This is a genomic window from Geomesophilobacter sediminis, from assembly GCF_016458275.1.
GTDB classification, from domain to species: Bacteria; Desulfobacterota; Desulfuromonadia; order Geobacterales; family Geobacteraceae; genus Geomesophilobacter; species Geomesophilobacter sediminis.
In genome coordinates this window covers 55,585-80,086 of record NZ_JAEMHM010000021.1, presented here as the reverse complement: position 1 = coordinate 80,086, position 24,502 = coordinate 55,585, and the positions used below count along the sequence as shown (strand labels likewise).

Genomic DNA, 24,502 nt, shown 5'->3' with positions numbered 1-24,502 from the left:
GGCGCGGAAGGAGCATTTTGTTAATGAGTAGCGCGGGGCACCTGTGCTATGCTGGGGGCGCTGGTCAGCTCGGAGGGGACGTGGCACCTGATAACGGCAACGAGGCGCAAGACAGAAGACGCGGCGGGGCATCCCGGCTGGCCCGGCTCCTCCCGATCGTCGGGTGGCTCCCCGAGTATCGGACCCCGCGGCTCAGCCACGACCTCTTCGCCGGCGTCACCCTCGCCGCCTACGCCGTACCCGTTGCGCTCGCCTACTCGGTCCTCGCCGGGGTGAATCCGCAGATCGGCCTCTACTGCTACATCGCATCCGGGCTGGTCTACGCCCTGTTCGCCACCTCCCGGCACCTTGCCATCGGCCCGACCGCCGCCATCTCGGTCATGGTGGCGAGCGTGGTGGGGGGAATGGCCGGAAACGATCCGGCCCTTTATGCCTCGATGACTGCGGTCACCGCGGTGATGGTCGCCGTGATCTGTCTTCTGGCCTGGGCCCTGCGCCTGAACTCCTTTGTCAATTTCATCTCCGAGACCATCCTGATCGGCTTCAAGGCGGGGGCCGCGCTCAGCATCGCGGTAACGCAGCTCCCCAAGCTTTTCGGGCTCCCCGGGGGGGGAGAAAACTTCTTCCGGCGCATCGAGGTGCTCACGGAACAGCTTCCCGCGACCAACCCGGTCACCCTGGGAGTCGGGGCCGCCTCCCTGGCCATCCTCCTGGTGGCGGAGCGGTATTTCCCGCGCCGTCCCTTCGCCCTGGCGGTAGTCGCCGTTTCCACCCTGGCGGTTTCCCTGTTCGGACTGACCGGTGCCGGGGTCCAGGTCGTCGGGTCCATTCCCGCCGGGCTGCCCCCCTTCCACCTCCCCCGGGTCGGCCTGGAGCACCTGGAGGGTTTGTCGAAGCTCGCCTTCGCCTGTTTTCTCCTCTCCTATGTCGAAAGCATCGCCGCCGCCCGCACCTTCGCCGCCAAGCACGGCTACGCCGTCGATTCCCGCCAGGAGCTCCTCGGGCTCGGGGCGGCGAACCTGATCGCGGGGCTGGGGCAGGGGTACCCGGTGGCGGGAGGGCTGTCGCAGTCGGCGGTGAACGAGGGAGCCGGAGCCCGCACCCCACTCTCCCTTTTCTTCGCGTCGATCACCCTGATCCTGGTCCTTTTCTGGGTAGCGGGTCTGCTCACCAACCTCCCCCAGGCGGTGCTCGCCGCGATCGTCCTGGCCGCGATCTCCCGGTTCGTAAGCATCGCGGACTTCCGGCGCCTGTGGCGCATCAGCCGGACCGAATTCAACATCGCGGTCGTCGCTTTTTTCAGCGTGCTCTGCTTTGGCATCCTGAACGGGGTGCTCGTTTCCGCCATCGCGTCGATCCTGTTCCTGCTCCGGCTGATGTCCCGGCCCCACGTCGCGGTGCTGGGGCGGATTCCCGGCTCCTCCCGCTTTTCCGACGTCCAGCGCCACCCGGACAACGAGCTGGTGCCGGGGCTCTTCCTGTTCCGCGTCGAAGCCCCCCTGCTCTACTTCAACGTGGAGAACATCGACCGCAAGGTCATCGACATGGTCCACAGCCAGACGATCCCGGTGCAGCTCGTCGTGTGCGATCTTTCCAACTCACCCTATATCGACGCCGCCGGCGCCCGGATGCTGGCCCAGCTCGAGGAGAAGCTCTCCCGGGAGGGGGTCCGGTTCCGGGTGGCGGAAGCGCATGCGGAGGTACGCGACATCCTGCGCGTTACCGGGGTGGACCGGACCATCGGCGGGGTGAACCGGCACATCTCCCTGGCAAACCTGGTGGACGATTTTCAAAGCCGCCTCGCTGCCGCGGCGCCGGGCTCCCCGGCCGCAGCGGGTCAACCGAGCCCCCTCGCCCCCCCGAATCCGGGTCCCGGGGCCGCCGCCTGACGATCCCTTCCTCCCAGGGGCAGGCGGTCCTGCCCCGACCACCCCTCCCCGTAGGCCCCCTTCCCGCGTCCCCTGTTAATTTCCGCTCAGCCGGAGTACCATCAAACTGAGGTGCAACGGGAGAGCCCGCCGCGTTCCCTGCGGAACCACGTCCCTGCGCCGCAGCCGCCGGCCGGAGCAAGGGGGCACCCCATCTCGCTCCGCCACCCTCCCCTGCCCGGGAGATCAACCATGAAACGACTACTCTACGTTGTCCCCCTCTTCCTGATCATCGTCTGCGCCTGGTCGGTGCCGCGCTGCCTCGGCCAAACGGAGACCCTGCTGACGCCGGACGAGCTCGACCAGTTGGCGGGCCCGATCGCCCTGTATCCCGACCCGCTGCTCGCCCAGATCCTCCCGGCGGCCACCTTCGTCGACCAGGTCGAGCAGGCAGCCGACTATGTCGCGCGTTACGGCACCGCCGGGGTCGATGCCCAGCCCTGGGACCTCAGCGTCCGCGCCATCGCCCACTATCCCCAGATCGTCGAGCAGTTGGACGACCAGCCGGAGTGGACGACGGCCCTGGGGCAGGCCTACCTGAACCAGCCCCGAGAGCTTATGGAGGCGATCCAGCGGCTGCGTGCCGAGGCCTATGCCGAGGGGAACCTGGCAAGCAATCCGGAGCAGCAGGTCATCGATGCAGCGGACGGGATCCGGATCGTTCCCGCGGTCCCGCAGTACATCTACGTCCCGATCTACGACCCGGAACTCGTGTACCTGGAACCCCCGCAGCCGGGCATCGCCTTTGTCAGCTTCGGCACCCCGCTGCTGATTGGGGTATGGCTTAACCGGGACTGTGACTGGCACCGTCGGCGGGTCTTTTACCACGGCTGGCGCGGCGGCGGATGGATCGCCCGGTCCCGCCCCCACATCGGGGACCGCGGGCACATCTATGTCGGCAAAAATGCCAGCGTGGTCCGGGTGAACCGCAACATCAGAACGCGCGACACGCATGACTTCAGGCGGGAGCTGCGCAACGACGCGCTCCGCCAGCGGGAACTCCGGGGGCGGGCGCACCGCCCCGGGGCGGCACCGACCCCGGCTCCGGAGCGGCGCAGGGAAGGGATGCAGCGCGGGGCCGCCACCGGCAGTGCGGTCGGTGCGCCCACCACTCCGACAGCGCGCAGGGGCCGCAGCCGGGATCGCAGCGCTGCCCCGGCAGCCGGCGCCGCCCCGGCGGCAACCAAGCCCTCCCGGGCGGCCCCCGCCCCCGCTCCGGGGCGAGCTCCGCTCGACGCATACCGCCGCAGAGGCGCCCCGGCCGGGAGCGCCTCCCAAGGGGCCGGAACGGCCTCCGGCCGGGCCGCCGGAAGCGAACTCCGCGGCGGTGAACATCATCGCGCCCCTGCCGCGACCGCCCCGGCACCGGCACGCCGCCCGCCGCACCCTGCGCTGGCCGCACCGCCGGCCCCGCCAGCGCGCCATCCGGCAGCGGCGCCCGGGCCGCGTCCCCTGCCTGCACCGGCGCGGTCGTTCACACCGCCGGTGTCGGTTGCCCCGCGGACTCCGGCTCCGGTTCGTGTGCCGGCGCCGGCTCGCCCGGCCGCCGCTCCTCCGGCGGTGCGCGCCGCACCGGCTGCCCCGGCTCCCCATCCGGCTCCTTCGGGGGGAGGCCGTGGCCCCGGCGGCGACGAGCCGTTTCGGCATTGACCATGAAAAAGCCCGCAGCAAGCGGGCTTTTTTTATCGGCAGGTCCGACGACGGCTCTATTCTCGGCCTCAAACAGCAAAGGTGCCCCTGAGGTGCCGTGGCAAGCCCCCCTCGCAGAAGCGGCAAGGGGGGCGCCAACTTATCACGTTCATGGGGTAGCGGTAGAGAAGAGAACGTCCACCCAGTAGTTGGAGCTCAGGTACCCCTGGCTGGGGAAGATGCTGGTCGCTCCATAAGCGAAGACGCCGTTGAAGCCGTTGGTCCCATCGGCGGGTGCATGCAGCGGTACGTTGTCCGCCCCCTTTCCGGAGAAGAAGCTCTGATCCACGCTGTAATGGCCGCTCACGGTGTGGTATGAGGCGACATAGGTGGTATTGGCGGTCACGGCAACCGGTGCCGGGAAGGTTGCCTGTTGCCAGCCGGAAGGGGTTTCGTTGGGGAAGGTAACGCTGGCCAGGAGTTTGCCGGAGATGCTCCAGAGGTTCCCGACGTGGACACCGGTGTTGGTGGCCGCCTTGTAAAAGCGGATTCCGGTGATGTAGCCGGCGCTGTCGCTGCGGAATTTCACCCCGAGTTCCACTGCGGCGTCGGGACCGGTGTCTACCACGCGGGGGGTGGCGCCGGCGTTGAAGAGCGAGAACGGTCCGTTGCCCGAAGCGGCGGTACTGAAGGACCAGGAATAATCGCCAGGAAGAACGTTACCTACGACGTCCTTGACCCCAGCCGCTCCCCCTTCCACCGTCGCGGTATAGCTGGTCGAGTTCGCCAGCGGTGCCGACGGGGTCAGCGTTGCGGTCCGGCTGACCGCATCGTAGGTGACCGCAGCCGGTACGGCAATGCCGGAGCCGCTGCGCAGGGAGAAGGTGTCGGGGCTGACGCTGGTGCCGTCCAGCGCCTCGCTGAACTGCGCGGAGACCGCCGCGGTCGTGGGCACCCCGACGGTACCGCTGGCCGGAGTGACGCCGGTTACCGACGGCGGGGTGCGGTCCGAGGAGAAGGTGACCTGGTAATTGCCGCTGGAGGCGGTGAAGGTCGCGTAGGGTATTCCCTTGATGCGCTGCAGCGCGAAGGGGATGGTACTCCCTTTGGCGGTCACCGTCTGCACGGTTTTGCCGTCCGGTATCGGGACCGCTACGGTGAGCCCGTTGGCCCCGGAACCGGCGCTAACGGCGAAGCTCAGGGTGGTCCCGTTCCAGGAGAAGCCACTGAAGCTGGAGGCGTTGCGCCCATCCAGCCAGGTCAGCAACTGCTTGGCCGAGATCACCGGCACCCCGTGCGCCAGGGCGGAGTACACCACGGCATCGGAGACGTCCGAGTCGACGAGATCGGTGTGGGCGTTGACCACGAAGACACCGTAGTACCCCTGCGGCCCGGTGGCGCGGTCCAGCAGGGTATCGATGGTGTAGGGGTAGCTTTGCCCCGACTCGTCGGTCATCTGGGTCGCCGCCTGGTACACGTCGATCAGATGTCCCTGCAGGTCGGCAAAGCGCATCGGCATTCCGGACCCGGTAAAGAAGCCGGGGACGTTGTTCACCCAGGTAGGAGGCCAGTAATAGTAGTTGGTATCGAGGCGGATCCCGTGCCTGAGCTCGATCTGGGGCTGCGAGGCATAGTCGCTCCAGACGATGCAGTGGGTCCGGTTGGTCTGGGGCAGGGGCAGACTGGAGTAGCGCGAGGCCCAGCTGGTCAACTGATCGGAGAAGAAGCCGTCCAGGGTGGACGGAGTCCAGTCTGCGCAGTTGGTAAAGACGTGCAGTGCCACCTCGAAACCCGCCGCGGTGTAGCTGGCAGCCTGGGTGTTCGTGAGCGGGGCATTGGGATAGAGATACGATGTCCCGCGGATGCATTCCCAGTTGGCCAGCGAACAGTTGGGCGGGCTCAGGGCGAGGTACCGATCGAAGCGGCCGGCCGTTCCCCCGTTGGCATGATCGTCGCCGGTCATCACGACGACCGCCGCCTCCCCGCGGGGGAGGTACCAGAAACGCGGCAGCGGTTTCTTGTCCAGATTCATCTGGATGATGAGGTTCGCAAGCAGGCGCTGCTGCTCGTCCGCCTGCGGGATCGCCACCCGGTTGAAGTCCACCCAGTTCGGCTCCTGGTCGAACACCGCCGGACCGAAAAAGAGATCATCGGAGCGGATGGGAGTTTGTCCGTCGCGCTCGTCACCGCTCCAGGCGGGGTTACCCTGCCGGGTGTACACCACCGAACGGGCAAGGTCGTAAGCAAAGGCCGCGACGGTTCCCCCCTTGGTCCCCACCGGCCGGAAGCTGACCGCCGGATTCGGCGTCGACTTCGTTGCGTCGGCGTAGAGCTTCGCAAGGACCGTGGCGCCGTTGGCGGCGTAGAGGTCGGCGCTGCCGTGGAACTGCAGGGTTTCGCCGCTGATTCCCTGCCCCGGTCCGGAAGAGGTGTCGATCAGCAGATATCCATCCGACAGGGTCCCCCCCTGGTCGGTCAGCCCCAAAAGCGAGGCAAGCTTCTTGTCCGGATGCATCGCCACGAGATGTCCCCCTCCGGTTACCCAGTTGGTGAACAGGGTCACCTGGTTCGGGCTCAGCGGCATTTCCCCCAAAAGCACCAGGTCGTAGCCGGCGAGCAGCGTCGCGGTGACCGAGGCGAGGTCCGCCTGCGCAAAGGAGTTGAACCCCTCGGTACCGAGGATTTCGGTGTAGTAGCTACTGAAAGGATTGCTGTTCGAGGTGACGATCAGGATCGGCCGGTCCCCGGTCGTACTCACGCTGACCGAGGCGCTCAGGGAAGCGGAGATGTTCCCGGCAGCATCTTTGGCCCAAGCGTAGAGCTGCTTGTTCCCGGCGGAGGTGAAACTATAGGAGGTGGCGGGGGCCGCCGACCACCCGGTCGCGTCGACGGCGGGGAGGTTCGGCGACTCGTTGACGAGGTAGCCGGTTACGGCAACGTTGTCGGTGGCGGTGAAAGAGGTCAGATAGACGGTGAGGGAGGTCGCGGTTGCCGGAACCGTGAAGGCGGTCACCGTCGGCGGGGTCGTGTCGGCCACGGACGGGACGAAGATGAGGTCGACCCAGTAGTTGGAACTGTTCCATCCCTGGGAGGGAAAGGAACTCCCGGTGCCGTACGCGAAGACGCCGTTGAACCCGGAGGTCCCGTCCGCCAGGGCGTGCAGCGGCGGATTGTCGCGGGTTTTGCCGGCGAAGTACTTGAGGTCGTCGCTGTAGTGACCGGTGGACGTATGGTAGGAGGCCACGTAAACCTTGTTGGCGGCGATGTTGACCGGCGGGGAGAACAGGACCTGTTGCCATCCCGACGCGGTTTCCTGGGCAAAGGTCGCGGTGGCGAGTCTGGTACCGGTTTGGTCCCAGAGGTTGGCCACGTGGGTGCCGGTGTTTGCGGCGGACTTGTAGAAACGGATTCCGGCGATGGTCCCGGCCTGGTCGCTTTTGAATTTCACTCCGAGTTCGACCGGATTGTCCGGGCCCGTGTCCGCGACCGCCGGAACGGTGGTGTTCGGCCAAAGGGTGTAGTTCGCGGCCCCGAAGGCGGCCGGGGCGAGCGCGGACACCCAAAACGCTACGGCGATGAATGGGATGCGGAACGTCTGTTTCATAAGCTCTCTCCTGGTGTTGAAATGAATATCCGGTGTTGCTGGCAGCCGCCTCACCCGATCGGCCCTCGGCGGTCACCTCCTCTTTGGTTGCTCAATTCGGCATGGTCCGGCGGATCGGGGCGTGCGGCGTTTTTTGGAAAAGGATCTCTGGCAGATGAAGTGGCGGGGGCAGCCTGGCTCCGGAGTGCACCCGAAACGGGCGCCAAGGTGTTAACAAAATTCTAACCCTCGCTGGCGAAATAGGGCGGCTCCGGCTGCATTAAAACTGAACAGGCGCCGTTCTGAAAAACGGTCAGCGGGAAAAAGCGAGCCATGCTGCGCCTTCCGGCGCCAAAGGGGGGAGCTGTGCTAGAATACTGCGATGGGAAAATCGGGGCTTTGTCCCGGATCAGCAAGCGCCGGGCGTGTAGCCCGAGAAAGGAGAACCAGATGGAAGCAACCCAGGTAGCCGACGGTCTTTTCTGTCTTTCCGCAAACCTAGGGACCGGACTCCTCTTCGAGGGGATGTGGCCGCTCCCCCGCGGCTGCTCCATGAATTCCTATGTGGTGAAGGGGCGCGAAGTCGCCATCGTCGACGGGGTCTGCGACTGGGACGGGGTTCCGGAGACCCTTTACGCACAGATGGCCCAGATCGGGGTCGACGTGCACAGCATCCGCTACGTGGTGATCAACCACACCGAGCCGGACCATACCGGCTGGCTGAAGTCGTTTCTCCAGATCACCCGCGACTTCGAGGTCGTGATCACCCAGAAGGGTCTGGAACTGGCCCGGGCCTTCTACGATCTGGAGGTGAACTACCGCATCGTCCGGTCCGGCGACACCATCGATCTGGGCAACGGCAAGATGCTCCGCTTCGAGGAGACCCCCAACGTGCACTGGCCCGACACCATGGTGACCCTGGAGACCGGGACCGGCACCCTCCTTTCCTGCGACATTTTCGGCGCTTTCGGCGCCCTGGAGCAGTCCCCCTTCGACGACCGGCTCGACGAGGCGGAGCTGAAATGCTTTGAGGCCGAGGCGCTGCGCTACTTCGCCAACATCGTCTGCCGTTTTTCCCCCTCGGTGGCGCGGGCGGTCGAGAAGGTCAAGGGACTGCCGGTGCGGATCGTCGCCCCCGGGCACGGCCCGATCTGGCGCCGCGATCCGGGACGGATCATCGATCTGTACCAGCGCCTGGCGAGCTTCGGCGGCGGTCCCGCCGAGCCGGTGGTCACGGTCGTTTGGGGGACGATGTACGGGAACACGGAGCGGGCGCTCGCCCCGGTATTGGAAGGGATCGCGGCGGAAGGGGTGGAGACGGCGGTGCACCAGGTCCCCGAGACGCAGGTAAGTAACATCCTCGCTTCGGCCTGGCGGTCGACCGGCATCGTGCTCGCCATGCCGACCTACGAGTTCCGGATGTTTCCGCCGATGGCGGCGGCGCTCGAGGAGCTGGGGCGCAAGGTGGTCAAGGGGAAGGTCGCCTTCCGGCTCGGGAGTTTCGGCTGGTCCGGAGGGGCCCAGCGGGAGCTCGACGAGATCGTGGAGCGGCACAAGTTGGGGTGGAACTTTCTGGAGCCGGTGGAATTCAAGGGGGCCGCGCTACCGGAACAGCTGGAGCTGCTCTACGAGCGGGGAAGGGAACTGGCGCGCCGGGTAAAGAGCGCGGCACTGCGGCAACAATGAGCTGGGGCTACTTGACCCGGATCTCGATGGTCCGGTTCTGCTTCAGCTCGAAGGCGGCATCGGAGAAACGGGGGGGCCCGACGGTCCCGCGCGCCCCGTTGGAGGCGCCGGTCGGTTCCACCGGCCACCCCAGAAGACTCCGGTCCAGCTCCCCGTTGCCGTTGAGGTCCTGAAAGGCGGCCGCCGCATAGGTCCCGGCCGGGAGGGAGGCGAAGGTGACCTGGACCGAGTCCCCGCTAACCGGCGCCTGCCGGGTGGCCACCGCCTTTTCCGGATGGGTGGGAAACGAGGCCGCATCCCGCCAGAGCATGACGTAGACGGTGCCGGTCAGCTTCTTGAAACCGGAAACCCGGACGGTGAGACTCTCGGCCGCAGCCGCCGCGGCTATCGAGCAAAGCGCCAGCACGAGGAGCACCACGCTTCCCCGTTTGAGCGCTTTCTGTTTTCCGTCAAACTGTCCCACGCTTTCCTCCTGCCGATTTTTTCAGCGGCGTTTGCTTTAAGCGGCGAAGATAGCAAAGAGCCTCCGGCAAGGCAAGCGTAACCGACCGTAGGCACCGCAGCGGCTGGACGGCCGCGGCACGGCAGGGAAAATCCGGGAAGCTCCGCCCTCCCCCGCGGCAGCTTCGCCATTTCGCCGCATCCGCTGCCGAAAAAACGGGCAATTGCCCTGCCCGGATGCGCCGGCTACGGCACGGTTTCCCGCCGGAAAGCGCGATTTACCGGCATTTTTACCGGCCCCGGTACGGTTTGGTATGCGATATGCTAAAGACTAAGCAGTGCTGCCGGAAGCGGTGGAATCGCCACCCGGCAGGACCGCAGGAGGAAGCCCCATGGATACCATGATCATCGACATCGAACTCGAGCATTACTACCGCGACCGCCTGGCGACCTCCAGCAGGGAGGCCTGCCGGCGGTTCTACATCCGCGCCGTCTCCCGCTTCAACGGCGCGGAACTGGAGACCTACCTGGCCCGGGTCCGCTCCCATGCCGTGGCCTACGCCTCTTTGAGCCACGTGCTTCGCTCCCCGTTCCGGCACATGGAAACGCCGCTTTTCCTGTCGAGCCTGGTGCTGCTTCTGGCCGGCATCATCACCGTCGTCAGCGGAGAGACCTCGCTCATCGTCGCCTGCGGCACCTCCGCCGGCATCGTAGGGATGTTCGAATGCGCCCGCAAGCTGGCCAAGTATTGGGAACGCCACTCGGTGCGGGAAGCCGTTTTCCTTGAACTGCAGGAAACCCTGGAAGATTTTTCACTGCAGCGGCCCGTCTGACCACCAAAGCCGCTGTCCAACCGTCCCTCTAACACGTTGTTACCTCCCTGCTAATGGGCCGCCTCTCTCCGGAGGCGGCCAATTTTTTTGCCCGGAAAGAAACGCCCCGCAAGCGGATACTCCCGGGGCGTTCCTTTTTTCGTTACCTGCCGAAAGTTCAGCACCCCTTTCCGGCACCGCCGAACCGGGTGCGGGGGAAGGTTCCCGGCACAGGAATTCCTTGCGACGGAGGGTGGAGTGCGTTAAGGTGGCCGGCTGGGGCGGGCTTGCGAGAGGCGCTCCCGGCTGGTGGACCGGCGGCTGGCGCCGCAGGAGAACTCGGGAAATGGAAAGGCGGGAAAGTCATGTCGATTGGGAAAAAGACGCGAGGATTTGCTTTTGCCTTGCTGACGGCACTGTTTTTGGCATCGTGCGCCGGGGTCGGCCCGGCCGCCGGGCGCTTCGCCGCGCCCCCACCGGGACCGGAAGGGGCCCAAAAGGAGATCCCCCGCGAACTCTCCACGGTCAACCTGGCGGTTGAGCTTTCCGCGACGGAATTAAGCCGCGCCCTGGAGCGGCTGCTCCCCAAGGAGCTTTACCGCGGTGCCGCGCCCGGCGGCATGACCGCCCGGGTGCTCCGGAACGGGGTGATCCGGGTGTCGGTCGCCGACGAGGCGCTGCATTTCAGCGTCCCGGTCTCGGTCTCGTGCAGTTACGGCATCTTCGAAACGGTCCCTTTTGCCACCGAAATCCGGTTCAAGCTGCGCCCCAGAATCGGTGCCGACTGGAAGGTGGACGCCCAGTTGACCTACACCGGGCTCAGCGACAACCTGGCCGAGGCGATCAAGCTCGGCCCCCTCTCCTTCAAGCCGCGCAGCGTGGTCGAGGGCATGCTGCAACCGCTGCAGCGGCTGCTCGCCGGCGCGGTGAACCGCAAGCTCAACGACGAGCTGTCCGTCAAGAACCAGGTGGCGAAGGCGTGGGGGGCGGCCCAGGCTCCGGTCCTGCTCGATGCCGCGCGCCACGTCTGGCTCGTGGTGACGCCGACGGCGCTTAACCTCAACCCGTTGTCCTTCGAGAAGGACCGGGTCAAGATCAGCGTCGGGATGCAGACCTTCGCCGAGGTGGTAGTCGGGCCCAAGCCCCTCCCCAAGGCCCCGCTCCCCCTTCCGGAACTGAAGCTGACCACGGCGACCGACCGGACCTTCCGGGTCGCCCTCAACTCCGAGCTCTTTTACAACGACCTCCGCTCCATCGCGCTGCCGCTGCTTCGGGACAAGGATTTCGGCCGGGCCGGCAGCAAGGTCCTGCTCAAGGACCTCGAACTCTACGGCAACGGCGACCGCCTCATCGTCAAGGTGGTCACCGCCGGGTCGCTGGAAGGGACTTTCTACCTCACCTGCCGCCCGGTCTTCGATCCCGGGACCGGCCACTTCTCGGTGCGCGAGGTCGACTTCGACGTCCAGTCCAGAAACCTCCTGGTCACTACCGCCGACTGGTTCCTCCACGGCAGCATCCGGGAGACCATCGGGGAAAAGCTGAACCTGGATCTTTCCCAGCGGCTGAAGCAAGCCCAGGAACTGGCGGGGAAGCACCTGTCCAAGGTGCGGGTGGCGGAGGGGATCTACCTGCGCGGCGCGCTGAAAACGGTAAAGCTGAGCGCTGTGGTGGTGCAAAAGGAAAAAGTCTGCATCCGGGTGTATGCTGAGGGGGAAAGTTCCCTCGTCTTGCAGTAGGACCGGCAAGGCGGCGACTCCGGGGGCTCCCGGCAAACCACAGTCAGGGTGAAGACATGTTAACTATCGTGCTCATACTGGCCATGATCAGCAACATTTCCTTCTTCGCCATCCTGCTCCGGCTGAGGGTAAAGCACAGCGAGATCCTGCAGCGCATGGAACACGATCGCGCCGGCCCCGATCCCATCACGTTTTTGGCGAAGGTGATGGAATTCGTCATGACCAACCGCCATGCCAGGGTCAACGACCTGTGCCTGGCCTGCCTCGGCTATGCCTTCGTCGGTTCTTTCGCCTCGGGGGCAGGTTTGATGCTGGTCTACCTGCTGGTAGCCAATGCCTGATCCCCGACCACCGGGGAAGCGGACGCAAAAAAAGGAACCTCGACCGCGAGGTTCCTTTTTTTTGTTGGTCTGCAGCCAAGCATGCGACCCGCGGCGGTCCGGTCACCCGGCTTCGCCATCGGGAAGCACCAGCTCCCATCCGTCGACCTCCAGGTCGTGGCGCAAAAGGTACAGCATCCCGTCGTCGGCGCGGACCTTGAAGTAGTTGCCGTCGACGTCGTACCAGCGATCGACGATCGCCTCGATCTCCAAATCGCGGCCGGCAAAGACAAAGGAAGTCGGCCGCTCGTCCGCTTTATAACCCGCATAACATTCTACGCTGATCGACTCGGTCTTCATTTCTCCTCCGGTTAAGGCTTCTTCCCCAGTATACTCCGACCGGGGTGCCGAACGCAGCAGGAAGCGGCAACTAGACCTGGAACCACCCCACCATCCCGTTCAGTTCCGCCGCCAGCCGGGAGAGGTCCCCCGAGGAGCGCTGGATGTTGGAATAGGAATCCTTCAGCTCCCGGTTCACCGCGGAAATCCCTTCCATCTGCTCGGAGACCTCCACGGTAGTCGTCGACTGCTGCTCCGCGGCGACCGCGATCCGCTGCACCATGTCCGTCACCTGCTCCACGAAACGGACGATGTCCTGGATCGCGGCAAGAGTCTGGCGCACCTGGTCCTGTACCCGGTCCACCGAGCTCCGCTCGCTCTGCATGAAGTTCACCGAGACCCCCACGCTCTCCTGCATCGTCTTGACGGTACGGGCGATGTCGTTGGTTGCGACCGTGGTCCGCTCGGCAAGGTTGCGGACGCTGTCGGCGACCACGGCGAAGCCGCGTCCCTGTTCCCCGGCGCGGGCCGCCTCGATGGCGGCGTTGAGAGCGAGGAGATTGGTCTGGTCCGCGATCTCGTTGATCAGGGTGATGACGTTGCTGATCTCCCGGGACTGGGTTCCCAAAGCCTCCACCTGGGATGCCGCCTCCTTCACCGATTCGGCGAAACGGGAAAGCTCCTGCGCGGTCTGGCTCATCGCCTCCATCCCCTTGCCCGCGATCGACTTCATGCTCGCCGCGGCATCGGAGGTGTCGCTCGAGTTGCGGGCCACCTCGGCCGTGGTCATGTTCATTTCGGTCATCGCACTCGCCGACTGGGTCACCCGCCCCGACTGCTCCTCGGCGCCCCGCTCCAGGGCCGTAGCCGTCTCGGAGAGCCGGCTGGAGCTGTGCGCCAGGCTGTCGGTCGAGTTCTTGATCTTGCCGACCATCTCCCTGAGGTTGCGCACCATCTCCCCCATGGCGTCCTGCACCTTGCCGATCTCGTCGTTGCCTTCGCTTTTGACCTGCACCGAGAGGTCACCCTTGGCGACCCGCTCCGAGACGTGGATCAGCTCGGAGAGGGGGCGGCTGATGGAGCGGTAGACCCAGAAGCCGAAGAGGATGCCGAAGAGCGTCGCCCCAAGGCCAATGGCGGCGATGAGTACCGTAGCGAAGCGGACCACGTTGTTGACGGTGTGGATCGCCTTCTCCTGGGCCCCCTGGGCCACGCTCACCGTCTGTTTCCCCTTCTCCGCCTGCTTGACGACCACCTCGTGCAACTTCGCGGTGGCCGCGACCGCCTTGGCGCTCATGTCGAGACGGTTTCTCACCTTGGCCACCACGCCGTCTTTTCCGGAAAGCATGCCGCGGATGGCATTGAGCGCCCCGACCGCCGCCCTCAGGTTCCCCTGCTCCCGCCGCGCGTTGATCCGGGCCAGATCCCGATCCAGCCCCCCCCCCACCTGGGCCACCCGGCCAAAGACGCGGTTCAGCGAGGCGTCGATGGCGTCCACGTCCTTGACCGCGGTCGCCGAGAAGAGGCGGCTGGCCAGCCCCTCCACGTTGAGCCCCAGCGAGAGGAGCTCCGCGTTTTCCGACATGATGGCGGTCGCCACCGTGTTGTTGCCGAAAAAGGTGGTCTGCTTGCGGGTTTCGGTGTTGAGGATGTCGTTGGCCAGGACGTCCTCCTGCTCGGCGGCGAGGATGACCGCATTCAGCTTGTCGGTCACCTCGGCGGAAAGCCCGTCGCGCGTGCCGGTGTCCGCGTTGGGCTGCCCAGCCACGGCCATCTGCGCCTTCATCAGCGCGGGGAATTTCCCCTGGAGCGACTTCAGGTCGGCGGCGATGGCCGGGAACCCCTTGACGCTCTCGTTCTGGATCGCCTTGTTGAGCGCCGAATTGCATTTGCCCTGCGCGATCAAGACCGCCTTCTTGCTCTGCGTCTTCAGCGCCTCCTGCAGCCCGAGCTGGACGTCCTTCAGGGTGAGCTTCAAAAACGCCACGTTTTTGGCCTTGACGGAGACCTGGCGGGTCGCATCGACCGACCGGCTGTACGAGCTGGAGGAGCCGCTCTGCAGCCCGCGGATGCGCTGATCGAGGTCCTTGAGCCGCGCCTGCGCCTCCTGGAGCTTCGCAGAGATGCCGCGGTCGGCGGTCAGGGTCTCCTCTTCCGACTTCAGTCGGCCGTCGGTCACCCGGACCAGTTCCTCGGCGATCGCCGAGAGCTCGCTGTGCGCCTGGACGGTCGTGTCGCTGGACATCGCCTGCAGGTCCGATTCGACGCCTTTCGCCTCGGCAAGCGACTTGTCCACCTCGGCCTTGGCCGCCGCGAAATCGGCCCGGGTCCGGGACGCCCCCAGCTTGACCAGCTCGGCGGTCGTCCCCTGCAGGGCGCGTTGGAACTCCACCGTCTTCATCTGGAACGGCGTGCTCCGCTGGGTGAGATCCTGCAGCTTCGCCTTGACAAAGGACATGCCGACAATACTGGTGACCGCAACCGCAGCAACAATCACGATAACAATTACGACATTGAGGGTGAGTTTGGTCTTGATCGTCATCCGGATTCCCCACTTACCAGGCGTCATGGAAACAAGGTGCCGGAACGGGCGCGGGGAAAAGCCCCCCGGCCGGTTCCGTCGGACAGGCCGCTACAGTTTCAGGTATTTCTTTCCGTCACCGTGAATGAAGTCGATCAGTTTCTGCAGCTTCGGCGTCGGCTGTCCCTTGGTGACCAAGATCACCGGGCGGGAGAACTCCGGGGTCTGCACCGTCTTGACGCTTTGGTCCAGCATGCTCGCCGGGCCGAAACCGATCGCTTCCGGGGTGGAGGCGACCTTGTCCCGCAGGTCTTCGAAACGGCCGGCGTCCAGGACGTCGGCAAGATAGGGCTCGTCGGAGAGGGCGAGCTTTTTGTAGGCCGCGTTGGTTGCCGGATTGATCTTGGAAAGGACCACGATGATCGGCGCGTCGTTGCCTCCGAGCTCTTTCCAGTTGCCGATCTTGCCGGTGAAGATCCCCTTGATCTGGTCCTTGCTCAGTTTGCCGACCGGGTTGTCCTTGTTGACGATGGTGAAGATGTTGCTGGAGCCGAGGACGGTGGCGGTGTAAGCGGACGGGGCACCGACCTCGAGCTTTTCCTTGTCCATCGCCTTGAGCAGATCAGGGTAGGCAACCCCGGCGGTCGACGCGTCCAGTCCGCCGTCGGCGAGTTGTTTGAAGGCAAGGGTAGCGCTGCTGAAGTTCAGCTTGATGCTGATTCCCGTCGCTTTTTCGAACGGCTCCTTGACCGGACGGAAAATCCCGTCGATCGGAGCTCCGCCGCCACCGACTGTTATCTCTTCGCCAAATGCCAGGCTGGTTCCAGCGGCAACCATGAAAAAGACCGCAAGTTTCGTAGCAACTCTCTTCATCTCTCCTCCGTTTCTTCGGTTGTAGGTGCGCGGCAGAGCCCGCGCACCGGCGGATGTCGTGCTGCAGGATGGATGTCGTCCGGCTGGAGTCGGGTGACGGGCCGGCGAGCCGGGGTCCTCTCCTTCCCTCCTCGACGCGTCCTCAGGCAATGGTACCGGTGCTAACGCCCGAGAACCGCGGATTCTCCGCAAGGCACCGCCGTCGGGAAGGGAACTTTAATTGAATTCGGCAAAAACTGAAATAAATTGAGCACTTTTTTTCGAACCACGGCAGTAAACGGCGTATACAAAATTCTACTTAATTGCCACAATCACACACAAAAAGATTGCATAAACGGCCATGATTGTTGAGATAGGCAACGAAACCAACAGAAAAATCTAACAAATCTTCCTTCAGACTATGCCGGCAAAACCCAAGGGATAAAGATTTTATTATTACTTTTTAACATCTCTCAAAGTAGAATTTTTTATTTAGGGATGTATTGTTTATGTCTGTACGTTGAAGGCCCAAGTCCGACCAGAGAGATTGTCCGGTTCCGCTGGTAGTATTCCCGACTTGGGTCATATAAATTTCAAGGCAATGGAGGGAATATGGGACGTGAAAAGGTGCTGAAAGGATCTGTACTGCTGTTCGCAATGGCTGCCGCGGGTTCGTTCGCCGGCTGCGCCAGCTATGAAGCCAATACCGGTCGCGGCAACGTAACCGGCTATTTTATCCGCACTGAAATGCAGGATTCCGACCGTGCCCTCGACTCGGCCCGCGCCGCAGGCAAAGACCGCCAGTGCCCGGACGAGTACAAGAAGGCGGAAGCGGCCAGAGATCACGCCTACGACGTCTACCGGGCCTGCCATACCGAAGAAGGGGTCGCCCTCGCCAAGGAGGCACAAGCGCAGGCGAACGCCCTTTGTCCCGCGCAGCCGGTGAAGGCGGTTCCGCCGCCGCGCGACAGCCTGACGATCGCCCCGGGCTCGATCACCAAGGGTCAGACCGCCACGCTTACCTGGAATTCGGAGAACGCCAGCAACTGCTCCATCAAACCGGACATCGGCGCCGTTGCCCAGCAGGGCTCCATGACCGTGACCCCGGCCGATAACGTCACCTACACCCTCACCTGCTCCGGCGAGGGGGGGACCGCGCTCAGCGCCGCCAGCGTCACCGTGCTCGCCCCGGCCCCCGAAGCCCCCGCCGACAAGCTCTTCGCCTCCCCGGCGTCGGTCGCCAAAGGTGAGCCGGTCACCCTGACCTGGAGCTCGAAAAACGCGAGCAACTGCCAGATCGATCCGGGGGTCGGCCCGGTCGAGCCGCAGGGGTCGATGACCGTCACCCCGGCCGCCAGCACCACCTATACCCTCACCTGCTCCGGGGAAGGAGGCTCCGCCAAGAGCGCGGCGAACGTGAACGTCGCCGCACCGGCCGCGCCGACCGACACCCTCACCGTCAGCCCCGAGTCCATCACCAAGGGAGATTCCGCTACCCTGAGCTGGAGTTCCACCAACGCCACCGACTGCAACATCCAGCCGGGGATCGGCAAGGTGCCGCCGCAGGGATCGATGGCGGTGCTTCCGGCCGGCGGGACCACCTACACCCTGACCTGCAACGGCCCCGGCGGCAGCGCGACCAGCAGCGCCAACGTCGCAGTGGCAGCGGCCGCAGCCAAGGCCGCAGCCACCAAGCTCTGCAAGCCGACGGTCATCAACATCCACTTCGACACCAACAAATACGACATCAAGCCGGAATACCATAACGAGCTCAAGCAGCTCGCCGACTTCCTGACCGAGTTCCCGAAGGCGACCGGGACCATCGAGGGGTACACCGACAGCGTCGGCAACAAGGCGGCCAACATGACCCTGTCGCAGCGGCGCGCCGACAGCGTCCGCAAGTACCTGATCGACAAGTTCGGCATCAGCCCGGAAAGGGTCAAAGCCGTCGGCTACGGCCCCAACAAGCCGATTGCCGACAACAAGACCCGGGCCGGCAAGGAGCAGAACCGGCGCATCGAGTCGAACTTCCAGTGCGAAGAAAAATAACGGCTTGAAGCTTCGCAAAAAACCCGCTTAAACAAAAACGAGGCCACCCCCGTCATGGGAGGTGGCCTCGTTTTTTGGTGAAGTGGGAGGAGCCGGTTGTAGGAGCGACATTGCGGTGGCGATCCCCATCGCTCCACTCCTTGGAAGATGAACCTCGGCCGTCCCCCGCCCCGCCCTTACTGTGGGAGCGCCTTTCCAGGCGCGAATCGCAGTGCGTAATCGAAATTCAAAGCAGCCTGACGGGCGCAGCAGGCAGCCCCTTACGGTGCCAACCGGCACCGAAGCCGGGCTCCCTCGCCCTTTCTTTGCGATCCGACTATCCCGTGGCGCTACCGCCTAACGATGGTGCAGCTTGTCATAGGATTCCCCCGCCTTTAGGGGTGCCTCCAGCTGCCGGCGGATCAGCTTTTCCAGTTTGGCGGGACCGGCATCCCCCAGGATCCGCTCCCGGACGATCCCGTTTCGGTCCAAGATGAAGACCGTCGGAAAGGCAAGCACCTGGTACTGCTTCATGAGCATGGCGTGCTCGTCGGTAAGCAGGGTGAAGGTGAGCCCGTTCTGGTGGGCGAACTTAACCACATCCTCCCGGTGGTCCATGCCGTTGATCGCGACCAGCGCCACCTCTGCGCGGTGACGCCGATACACCGGCTCGGTCTGGATCAGGCTCTTGCCGCAGCAGGAGTTGGCCCAGAAATACAGCACAACCACCTTGCCCCGCAGCTCCTTCAGGCTCACGACCTCCCCGTTGATGTCCGTGTCGGAGATCCCGGGGGCGGTATCGCCGATCCTCACCCCCGCCTTCTGGTCGCATCCCGACACCAAAGCGGCGGCAATGAAAAGCGCCCCGAAAACGAGCGCCCACGCCAGCCAGCGAAACTTTGGGATCTGTACGGTCATATATGCTGAACTCCTTGAGTAATTACCCGTCTGGCGTGCCCTGCGGGTCCGGCGTACCGGCGCGGGGCAACCACAGTATCCTTTCTCAGCTGCACTTTCCCGAACAGGAACAGGAACAAGCGAGCCCCCGGGCCTTTTGCAACGCCTCGCGCCCCTCGCGGACCGACAGCAGCGCGATCACCGCCGAGCCGGCGGCGTCCAGGTAGCCGATCCCGGTCAGCGAGTAGCCTACGCTGGCAACGAGCAGGGCGACGGAGAGCTGCAGACAGGTCCGGGTGCAGGCCGCGTCGGCGAGGATCGCGTCGGAGTTGAGCGCGGTGCCGACCTGCACCTTGTAATGGATCAAGAGCCACATGGAACAGATGGAGACCAGGGAAACGACGATGCCCCAGAAGGTCGTGACCGGACGGTGCTTTTCGATTACGGCGATGACAGCGGTGGCGGCCATGCCGGCGGCCAAAAGGTAAAAGGCGCCTCCGGTGATGCGCAGGGCGGTCCGCTCGAACCGGTCGCGCTCCGGGTGCTCCCCCTTACCGAGCCGCCGCACCAGGTGCCAGATGCCGATCCCGGAGATGACCTCCACGAACGAGTCGAGACCGAAGCCAAAGAGGGAGATCGTCTCGTCCTCGGCCCCCAGCCAGATGGAAACGACCCCCTCGCCAAGGTTGTAGAAGATGGTGATCAGGGCCAGGATCGAAGCGAATCGGTAGAGCTGCTGCAGGCGGAGCATTTTGTCGCAGAACATGTGAGGTCTCTCGGTTTCCCCCGCCGAAACGGAAGGGATTAGACATTCAGAAATACAAATACACTAGTGTTGCCGGGTTCCGAAGTCAACGATTTTAACGTGCAGCCACCTGCAACGCCTCCCCACCCCACGTTCCCGAGCTGGAGCCGGGGAACGAGATGCATGCTCTGACCCAAGGCAAATCCCCCCTGCCCCCTTCGCAAGGGAGATACCAGGCCGACGGATCGGGATGGTTCAGACAAAAAAAGGCACCCGAAAAAAATCCGGGTGCCTTTTTGCATTGCGCTGGGCCGAAAATTACCCTTTCTTCGCCCCGTGCTTTTTGCCGCCTTTTTTGCCGCGGACGGCAACCTTCAGGCCGCGGATGTCCTTTTTCACCTTGTCCATGTCGCGGTTGAGGGTGAGGACGTTCAGGCGCAGCTCGGTAATCTGGATGGCAAGCTGCTCGTTGTTCGGGATTTCCTTGGGGGCAGCCGGAGCAGCAGCCGGAGCCGGAGCTTCGGCCTTGGCTACCGGTGCCGCCGGAGCAGCAGCCGCCTCGCCCTGGGCGCCATTGCCGATCGCCCAGCCGCCGACGTAGCCGGCGCGGCCGTCTTCGGCGACGACTTTCACCCAGCCGCCTTCGCATTTACCTTCGGTGGTGACCTTCGCGTTCTTTTTCAGCACCCCGAGGACCTTCGCCTTCTTGCTCGGGGTCTTGCGGAGCCGAATTTCCGGCGCGGTGACGGTGCAGGTCGTCGATTCCGCGAAAACAGGCGCCGCCAGCGCGGTGAGAGCCCCGGCAACAATTACGGTGGACATCAGCTTTTTCATCAATTTCCCTCCAATGTTTTAAGACCTATCTGGGGTCATGTAGTGGTGGTGTCTCCTCCTCGCATCGGAGCGGGGCCAGTGATTCGACCGATGGCGTCAAGGAGCAGCTACCAATACCACAGAACCGCGAATATTAACAAGATTTTTCGTAAGGGACCTTTTTAGTCCGAGGTTCACCGATTCATTAAAGACACAAAAAAAGGCACCGGACCCAACGGCCCGGTGCCCCGCTCCCGCAACTGCCCAATTTCTCAGCGTCCCAGTGCGTGCTGGAGGTCCTGGTCGGGGGTGGTAGTAGGACCGAGGTCGTAGTTTTGCACCAGGACCTGCAGGACCGCCGGGGAGATGTAGGCGGGAAGCGACGGTCCGAGGCGAATCCCCTTGATCCCGAGGTGCAGCAGGGTGAGCAGGATGACGTGCGCCTTCTGCTCGTACCAGGAAAGGATCATGGAGAGCGGGAGATCGTTGACCCCGCACCCGAAGGCGTCGGCGAGACCGACCGCGATCCGGATGGCGGAGTAGGCATCGTTGCACTGGCCGACGTCGAGCAGGCGCGGGATGCCGCCGATGTCGCCGAAGTCGAGCCGGTTGAAACGGTTCTTGCCGCAGGCAAGGGTGAGGATGACGCAGTCGTCGGGGACCTTTTCCGCCAGTTCGGTGAAGTAGTTACGCCCCGGTTTGGCCCCGTCGCACCCGCCGATCAGGAAAAAGCGCTTGATCGCTCCCTGCTTCACCGCGTCGATGACGGTCCCGGCTACCTTGAAGACCGCCTCGTGGCCGAAGCCGACCATGATCTCCTTGCCCGGGCTTTCCAAAAGGTCCGGCAGGGCGAGCGCCTTGTCGATCACCGGGGTAAAGTCGTGTCCCTCCAGGTGCGGTATCCCCGGCCAGGCAACCTCCCCCCAGGTGAACAGGCGGTCGGTGTATTCCGCGGCCGGCTTTTGGATGCAGTTGGTGTTGAAGATGATCGCCCCCTCGAAATCGGGGAGCTCCCGGGTCTGGTTCTGCCAGGCGCCGCCGAAGTTCCCGACGAAATGATCGTACTTGCGCAGCCCCGGGTAGCCGTTGGCCGGAAGCATCTCGCCATGGGTGTAGACGTAGATCCCCTTCCCTTGGCTCTGCTTGAGGATCTCCTCCAGCATGGGGAGGTCGTGCCCGGAAACGAGGATCCCCTTGCCCTTGCGGGTCCCGAGGCTCACCAGCATCGGTTCCGGCGCCTGGAAGCGCTCCTCGTGCCCCTGGTAGAGAAGTTCCATGGTGCGCAGGTTCTGCTTGCCGCACTCCAGGGAAAGACCGACGAAGTCCTGCAGGGTCGCCTGCGGGTTGGCGGTCGCGGCGAAGGCGCGGTGGATGAAGGCGTAGATCTCGTCGTCTTCCTTGCCGAGCTCGGCGGCGTGCCAGGCGAACGCCCCCATGCCCAAAAGGCCGTAGATGAGGATCTCGATCGTGGAGAGGGTGTCGGGGTCCTGGTGCCAGGTCAAGACGCCGTACTGACGTCCCTGGTCGATGAGGGACTTGGTGTCGCTGCCGGCGGGGGTCCAGGTCGCCGGGCCGTCGGTGATCGGCGGCGCCTGGCCCCCTTTCTGCTGCTGGTAGGCGTTCTCGTAGAGCGATTTCGCCCGTTCCTTCATCTGGTAGCACTTCTGGAGCCGGCGCGCGATGTCGTCGGGGTCGAAGTTCACGTTGGTGACGCGGGTGAAGAGCCCGTCCAGCATGAAGTGGTCCACCTCCTGGTCCTTCTGCCCCAGCTCCCGCGCCAGGTTGGCGTAGATGGAGACCCCCTTGAGCCCGTAAATCATCAGGTCGAGGAGTGCCGCGACTTCGGGGTTCTTACCGCAGTTCCCCATCACGTCGCACCCGATCCCACGTGCCGCCTGCTCGCATTGCCTGCAAAACATCGCCTTTTCCATATGGCCCCCTGAATGATTGGAATTTTTTAAGTCGGAATATTCTCGCAGGTAGTTCCGGAAATTCAAGCGGGAGAGAGCCGCCGGGGGGGAAACGTCGGTCCATGGCTCCCCCCTTTGACAAAGGGGGGCTGGGGGGGATTTGGTTCTGAGGGAGGGGGACAGGCACCTGCGGAGCCACTCCCCGGAAATCGGCCTGGCTTGCACCGGCAAAACCTTCTGAGTAAGTTCAGGGGGACTTCAAACCAACAGGAAAGCAATAGCTAAACAAAAAGGAGCGCCCCGGGCAGGAGAGCTCCTTTTTGTTTCGTATCAGCATATGGCACGGAGGGGGACAGGCACCTGCGGAGCCAGTCCCCGGAAATCGGAAGCTTACCCCGTCTCCCTCTTGGCCCGTTTCTGCCGGTACATGAGCTGATCCCCCTGTTGCAGCAGGGTCTCCAGGAGCACCGGGTGTTCCGGATCGTAAACGGCAACCCCGAAGCTGAAGGAAAGTTGGTAGGTACCCCCGGCATCGAGGACGTGGGCGTGGAGATTTTCGGTGAGCCGTTTCGAGATCACCGACACGACGTCGGGGGCCGATTCCAGCGACAGCGCCACGAATTCGTCCCCCCCTACCCGGGCCACGATGTCCGAGGCGCGGAACGAGCTCTTCAAAATGACGGCGGTATCGACGATGGCCCGATCCCCCTCCCGGTGCCCGAAGGTATCGTTGATCGACTTCAAACCGTCCAGGTCGGCGAACACCAGGGCCAACCGCATCCGGTTGCGGTCAGCGACCTTCATCTGCTGCCGGGCCAGGAGCATGAAGCCGCGCCGGTTGGTCAGCCCGGTCAGTTCGTCCACCAGGGAAAGTTCGCGCAGTTCCTCCTCCTGGCGCTTGCGCTCCGTGACGTCGCTGGTAATCGAAAGCAGCGAGACGATGTTGCCGGCCTCGTTTCGGAAAGGAACCGCCCGGCTCTCCAGCCAACGGCGCCTCCCCTTCAGCCCCACCACCTCGAACTCCAGGGTCGCCTGGTTGCCCTGGAAAACCTCCTCCACGGCAGCGATGAAGGCGTCGCGATGTTCCTCGGCGATCAGGGGATAGACGCATTTCCCCTTCACCTCATCGAGAGACGCCGCCTCGATCATTGCCAGCCCGGCCGCGTTCATCATCAAGAGCCCGCCGTCCGCCGCCAGCATCTTCACGCATTCCGGCTCGGTGTCGATGATCGTGCTCAGGAATCGCTCGCTGTCGCGCAGGGCCATCTCGGCGCTGTGCCGGTCGACGACCTCGTGCTCCAGCTGCACGGTCTGGTTGCGCAGCGCCGTTTCGCTCTCCTGCAGCGCCGCCACCGTCCCGGAAAGCTTGCGGGACCCCAGGCCGATCACCCCCAAGCCCAACATCCAGATCAGACCGTGCCCGCAGATCGCCCCCAGCAGCTGGGGGCGGTTCGCCGCGAGGAGGTCGCTGATCGGGACGGTGACGCCGACCCCGCCGCGGATATCCCCGACCCGGTATCCCTGCACCGCATGACAGCGCAGGCACGGCTTCTCGGTAATGGCGACCCGCATCAGGCGGACATAGCTGCGTCCGTCGATGATCTCGATCGAGCTGACTTCCTTCGCGCCCTGCTGGAACCGGAGCAGAGCCGCCCTCTCCCAGGCATCGGGGCGGTTTTCCGGACGGATCGGATTGAGGCTGGTCATATGGCCGCGCCCGGCGACCATCTCGGCCTGGGGATCGATCGATTCGAACACCTGGCGCGCCAGATAGGCGGCGTTGATGAGGGTGAGAGGCTTTCCGGAAGGAGTGAAGATATCGCGCTCGGGGACATGGGCCAGCAGGGGATTGGGAAGGACCTTGTCGCTGACCGGTACGTAGATCCCCCCCTGCATGGAGACCCAGCGCCGGTACAGGCGGTCCCGGTCAAAGGCCATCAGCGCCTTGGAACGCCCCATGACCATGATCTCTTCCCGGTTCAAGCGGTAGTACCAAAACAGGGAACCCGCGACGAGAGCCGTCCAGGCGATGGCGAGCATCCAGGCCCACACGATGATCTTTCCCGACGCTTTCTTTCCAACCGGCGAAGAATCAACCATGAAGCCTCCTCCTGTTGATATGACACAGCGGAGACCGCCACTGACATAAGGCGGCTTATACTACAATACAACAAGCACGAAAGAGCACCAACCTGTGTGACAGGTTTCTTTCAGATATCGGTTGAGTGTGGGGAATATTTAAGCTCTATTTGCATAGCAACT

The 24,502-nt window shown here is 64.2% G+C and carries 17 protein-coding genes; 7 read left to right on the top strand and 10 right to left on the bottom strand.

Features of this window, described 5'->3' with window-relative positions:
• The first annotated feature begins 80 nt into the window (after positions 1 to 80).
• Both JFN93_RS21235 and JFN93_RS21230 read left to right on the top strand, forming a co-directional pair.
• Entirely contained in the window at positions 81 to 1,889 is a 1,809-nt protein-coding gene (locus tag JFN93_RS21235; RefSeq protein ID WP_199386152.1) for a SulP family inorganic anion transporter, read from the top strand.
• 231 nt (positions 1,890 to 2,120) lie between these two features.
• Positions 2,121 to 3,578 (top strand): DUF3300 domain-containing protein, encoded by a 1,458-nt coding sequence (locus JFN93_RS21230; RefSeq protein WP_199386151.1) that lies wholly within the window; start codon positions 2,121 to 2,123, stop codon positions 3,576 to 3,578.
• 148 nt (positions 3,579 to 3,726) lie between these two features.
• On the opposite strand, the gene JFN93_RS21225 is transcribed toward JFN93_RS21230, so the two are convergent.
• Positions 3,727 to 7,161: a DUF4082 domain-containing protein gene (locus tag JFN93_RS21225; RefSeq protein WP_199386150.1), complete on the bottom strand. Its 3,435-nt coding sequence runs from the start codon at positions 7,159 to 7,161 to the stop codon at positions 3,727 to 3,729.
• Positions 7,162 to 7,590: 429 nt separating this feature from the next.
• Between JFN93_RS21225 and JFN93_RS21220 the strand changes: the two genes are divergently transcribed.
• Positions 7,591 to 8,826 (top strand): FprA family A-type flavoprotein, encoded by a 1,236-nt coding sequence (locus JFN93_RS21220; RefSeq protein WP_199386149.1) that lies wholly within the window; start codon positions 7,591 to 7,593, stop codon positions 8,824 to 8,826.
• A 7-nt stretch (positions 8,827 to 8,833) separates the two neighbouring features.
• On the opposite strand, the gene JFN93_RS21215 is transcribed toward JFN93_RS21220, so the two are convergent.
• Positions 8,834 to 9,289 carry a DUF2141 domain-containing protein gene (locus JFN93_RS21215; protein ID WP_199386148.1) on the bottom strand — a complete coding sequence of 152 codons (456 nt, stop codon included), beginning with the start codon at positions 9,287 to 9,289 and terminating at the stop codon, positions 8,834 to 8,836.
• 370 nt (positions 9,290 to 9,659) lie between these two features.
• On the opposite strand from JFN93_RS21215, the gene JFN93_RS21210 reads away from it, so the two are divergent.
• From JFN93_RS21210 to JFN93_RS21200, 3 genes are all read left to right on the top strand, one after another.
• Complete coding sequence (locus tag JFN93_RS21210) at positions 9,660 to 10,100, top strand: GSU0071 family protein (protein WP_199386147.1); 441 nt, start codon at positions 9,660 to 9,662, stop codon at positions 10,098 to 10,100.
• Between the two features lie 344 nt (positions 10,101 to 10,444).
• The gene (locus JFN93_RS21205) at positions 10,445 to 11,815 is read left to right on the top strand and encodes a DUF4403 family protein (protein ID WP_199386146.1); all 1,371 of its coding nucleotides are present in this window, start codon (positions 10,445 to 10,447) and stop codon (positions 11,813 to 11,815) included.
• Between the two features lie 56 nt (positions 11,816 to 11,871).
• Positions 11,872 to 12,156, top strand: coding sequence for a hypothetical protein (locus JFN93_RS21200; RefSeq protein WP_199386145.1), 285 nt, complete (start codon positions 11,872 to 11,874; stop codon positions 12,154 to 12,156).
• Between the two features lie 102 nt (positions 12,157 to 12,258).
• On the opposite strand, the gene JFN93_RS21195 is transcribed toward JFN93_RS21200, so the two are convergent.
• The 3 genes from JFN93_RS21195 to JFN93_RS21185 form a co-directional block, all read right to left on the bottom strand.
• The gene (locus JFN93_RS21195; RefSeq protein ID WP_199386144.1) at positions 12,259 to 12,495 is read right to left on the bottom strand and encodes a hypothetical protein; all 237 of its coding nucleotides are present in this window, start codon (positions 12,493 to 12,495) and stop codon (positions 12,259 to 12,261) included.
• Positions 12,496 to 12,565: 70 nt separating this feature from the next.
• Positions 12,566 to 15,016 carry a methyl-accepting chemotaxis protein gene (locus tag JFN93_RS21190; RefSeq protein WP_199386143.1) on the bottom strand — a complete coding sequence of 817 codons (2,451 nt, stop codon included), beginning with the start codon at positions 15,014 to 15,016 and terminating at the stop codon, positions 12,566 to 12,568.
• Positions 15,017 to 15,106: 90 nt separating this feature from the next.
• Positions 15,107 to 15,868, bottom strand: a complete 762-nt coding sequence (locus JFN93_RS21185) for a substrate-binding domain-containing protein (RefSeq protein WP_199386142.1) — start codon at positions 15,866 to 15,868, stop codon at positions 15,107 to 15,109.
• 591 nt (positions 15,869 to 16,459) lie between these two features.
• Between JFN93_RS21185 and JFN93_RS25630 the strand changes: the two genes are divergently transcribed.
• Positions 16,460 to 17,896 carry an OmpA family protein gene (locus JFN93_RS25630; RefSeq protein ID WP_236021880.1) on the top strand — a complete coding sequence of 479 codons (1,437 nt, stop codon included), beginning with the start codon at positions 16,460 to 16,462 and terminating at the stop codon, positions 17,894 to 17,896.
• 336 nt (positions 17,897 to 18,232) lie between these two features.
• Here the strand turns inward: JFN93_RS25630 and JFN93_RS21175 are convergent, their stop codons facing one another.
• The 5 genes from JFN93_RS21175 to JFN93_RS21155 all read right to left on the bottom strand — a co-directional run bounded on the left by JFN93_RS21175 (position 18,233) and on the right by JFN93_RS21155 (position 24,340).
• Positions 18,233 to 18,793, bottom strand: coding sequence for a peroxiredoxin family protein (locus JFN93_RS21175; RefSeq protein WP_199386141.1), 561 nt, complete (start codon positions 18,791 to 18,793; stop codon positions 18,233 to 18,235).
• 85 nt (positions 18,794 to 18,878) lie between these two features.
• Entirely contained in the window at positions 18,879 to 19,538 is a 660-nt protein-coding gene (locus tag JFN93_RS21170; protein WP_199386140.1) for a cation transporter, read from the bottom strand.
• 297 nt (positions 19,539 to 19,835) lie between these two features.
• A complete protein-coding gene (locus JFN93_RS21165; protein WP_236021879.1) occupies positions 19,836 to 20,351 on the bottom strand; it encodes an SH3 domain-containing protein in 516 nt (171 codons plus the stop codon).
• A gap of 251 nt (positions 20,352 to 20,602) precedes the next feature.
• Complete coding sequence (gene hcp, locus JFN93_RS21160; RefSeq protein ID WP_236021875.1) at positions 20,603 to 22,261, bottom strand: hydroxylamine reductase; 1,659 nt, start codon at positions 22,259 to 22,261, stop codon at positions 20,603 to 20,605.
• Between the two features lie 369 nt (positions 22,262 to 22,630).
• Positions 22,631 to 24,340: a diguanylate cyclase gene (locus JFN93_RS21155; RefSeq protein ID WP_199386138.1), complete on the bottom strand. Its 1,710-nt coding sequence runs from the start codon at positions 24,338 to 24,340 to the stop codon at positions 22,631 to 22,633.
• Between the last annotated feature and the right edge of the window lie 162 nt (positions 24,341 to 24,502).

Coding starts and splice junctions, on each gene's coding strand:
- JFN93_RS21205 (WP_199386146.1), top strand. CDS start 10,445: ATGTCGATTGGGAAAAAGACGCGAGGATTTGCTTTTGCCTTGCTGACG.
- JFN93_RS21230 (WP_199386151.1), top strand. CDS start 2,121: ATGAAACGACTACTCTACGTTGTCCCCCTCTTCCTGATCATCGTCTGC.
- JFN93_RS21165 (WP_236021879.1), bottom strand. CDS start 20,351: ATGAAAAAGCTGATGTCCACCGTAATTGTTGCCGGGGCTCTCACCGCG.
- hcp (WP_236021875.1), bottom strand. CDS start 22,261: ATGGAAAAGGCGATGTTTTGCAGGCAATGCGAGCAGGCGGCACGTGGG.
- JFN93_RS25630 (WP_236021880.1), top strand. CDS start 16,460: ATGGGACGTGAAAAGGTGCTGAAAGGATCTGTACTGCTGTTCGCAATG.
- JFN93_RS21220 (WP_199386149.1), top strand. CDS start 7,591: ATGGAAGCAACCCAGGTAGCCGACGGTCTTTTCTGTCTTTCCGCAAAC.
- JFN93_RS21185 (WP_199386142.1), bottom strand. CDS start 15,868: ATGAAGAGAGTTGCTACGAAACTTGCGGTCTTTTTCATGGTTGCCGCT.
- JFN93_RS21190 (WP_199386143.1), bottom strand. CDS start 15,016: ATGACGATCAAGACCAAACTCACCCTCAATGTCGTAATTGTTATCGTG.
- JFN93_RS21210 (WP_199386147.1), top strand. CDS start 9,660: ATGGATACCATGATCATCGACATCGAACTCGAGCATTACTACCGCGAC.
- JFN93_RS21170 (WP_199386140.1), bottom strand. CDS start 19,538: ATGTTCTGCGACAAAATGCTCCGCCTGCAGCAGCTCTACCGATTCGCT.
- JFN93_RS21200 (WP_199386145.1), top strand. CDS start 11,872: ATGTTAACTATCGTGCTCATACTGGCCATGATCAGCAACATTTCCTTC.
- JFN93_RS21175 (WP_199386141.1), bottom strand. CDS start 18,793: ATGACCGTACAGATCCCAAAGTTTCGCTGGCTGGCGTGGGCGCTCGTT.
- JFN93_RS21225 (WP_199386150.1), bottom strand. CDS start 7,161: ATGAAACAGACGTTCCGCATCCCATTCATCGCCGTAGCGTTTTGGGTG.
- JFN93_RS21195 (WP_199386144.1), bottom strand. CDS start 12,495: ATGAAGACCGAGTCGATCAGCGTAGAATGTTATGCGGGTTATAAAGCG.
- JFN93_RS21155 (WP_199386138.1), bottom strand. CDS start 24,340: ATGGTTGATTCTTCGCCGGTTGGAAAGAAAGCGTCGGGAAAGATCATC.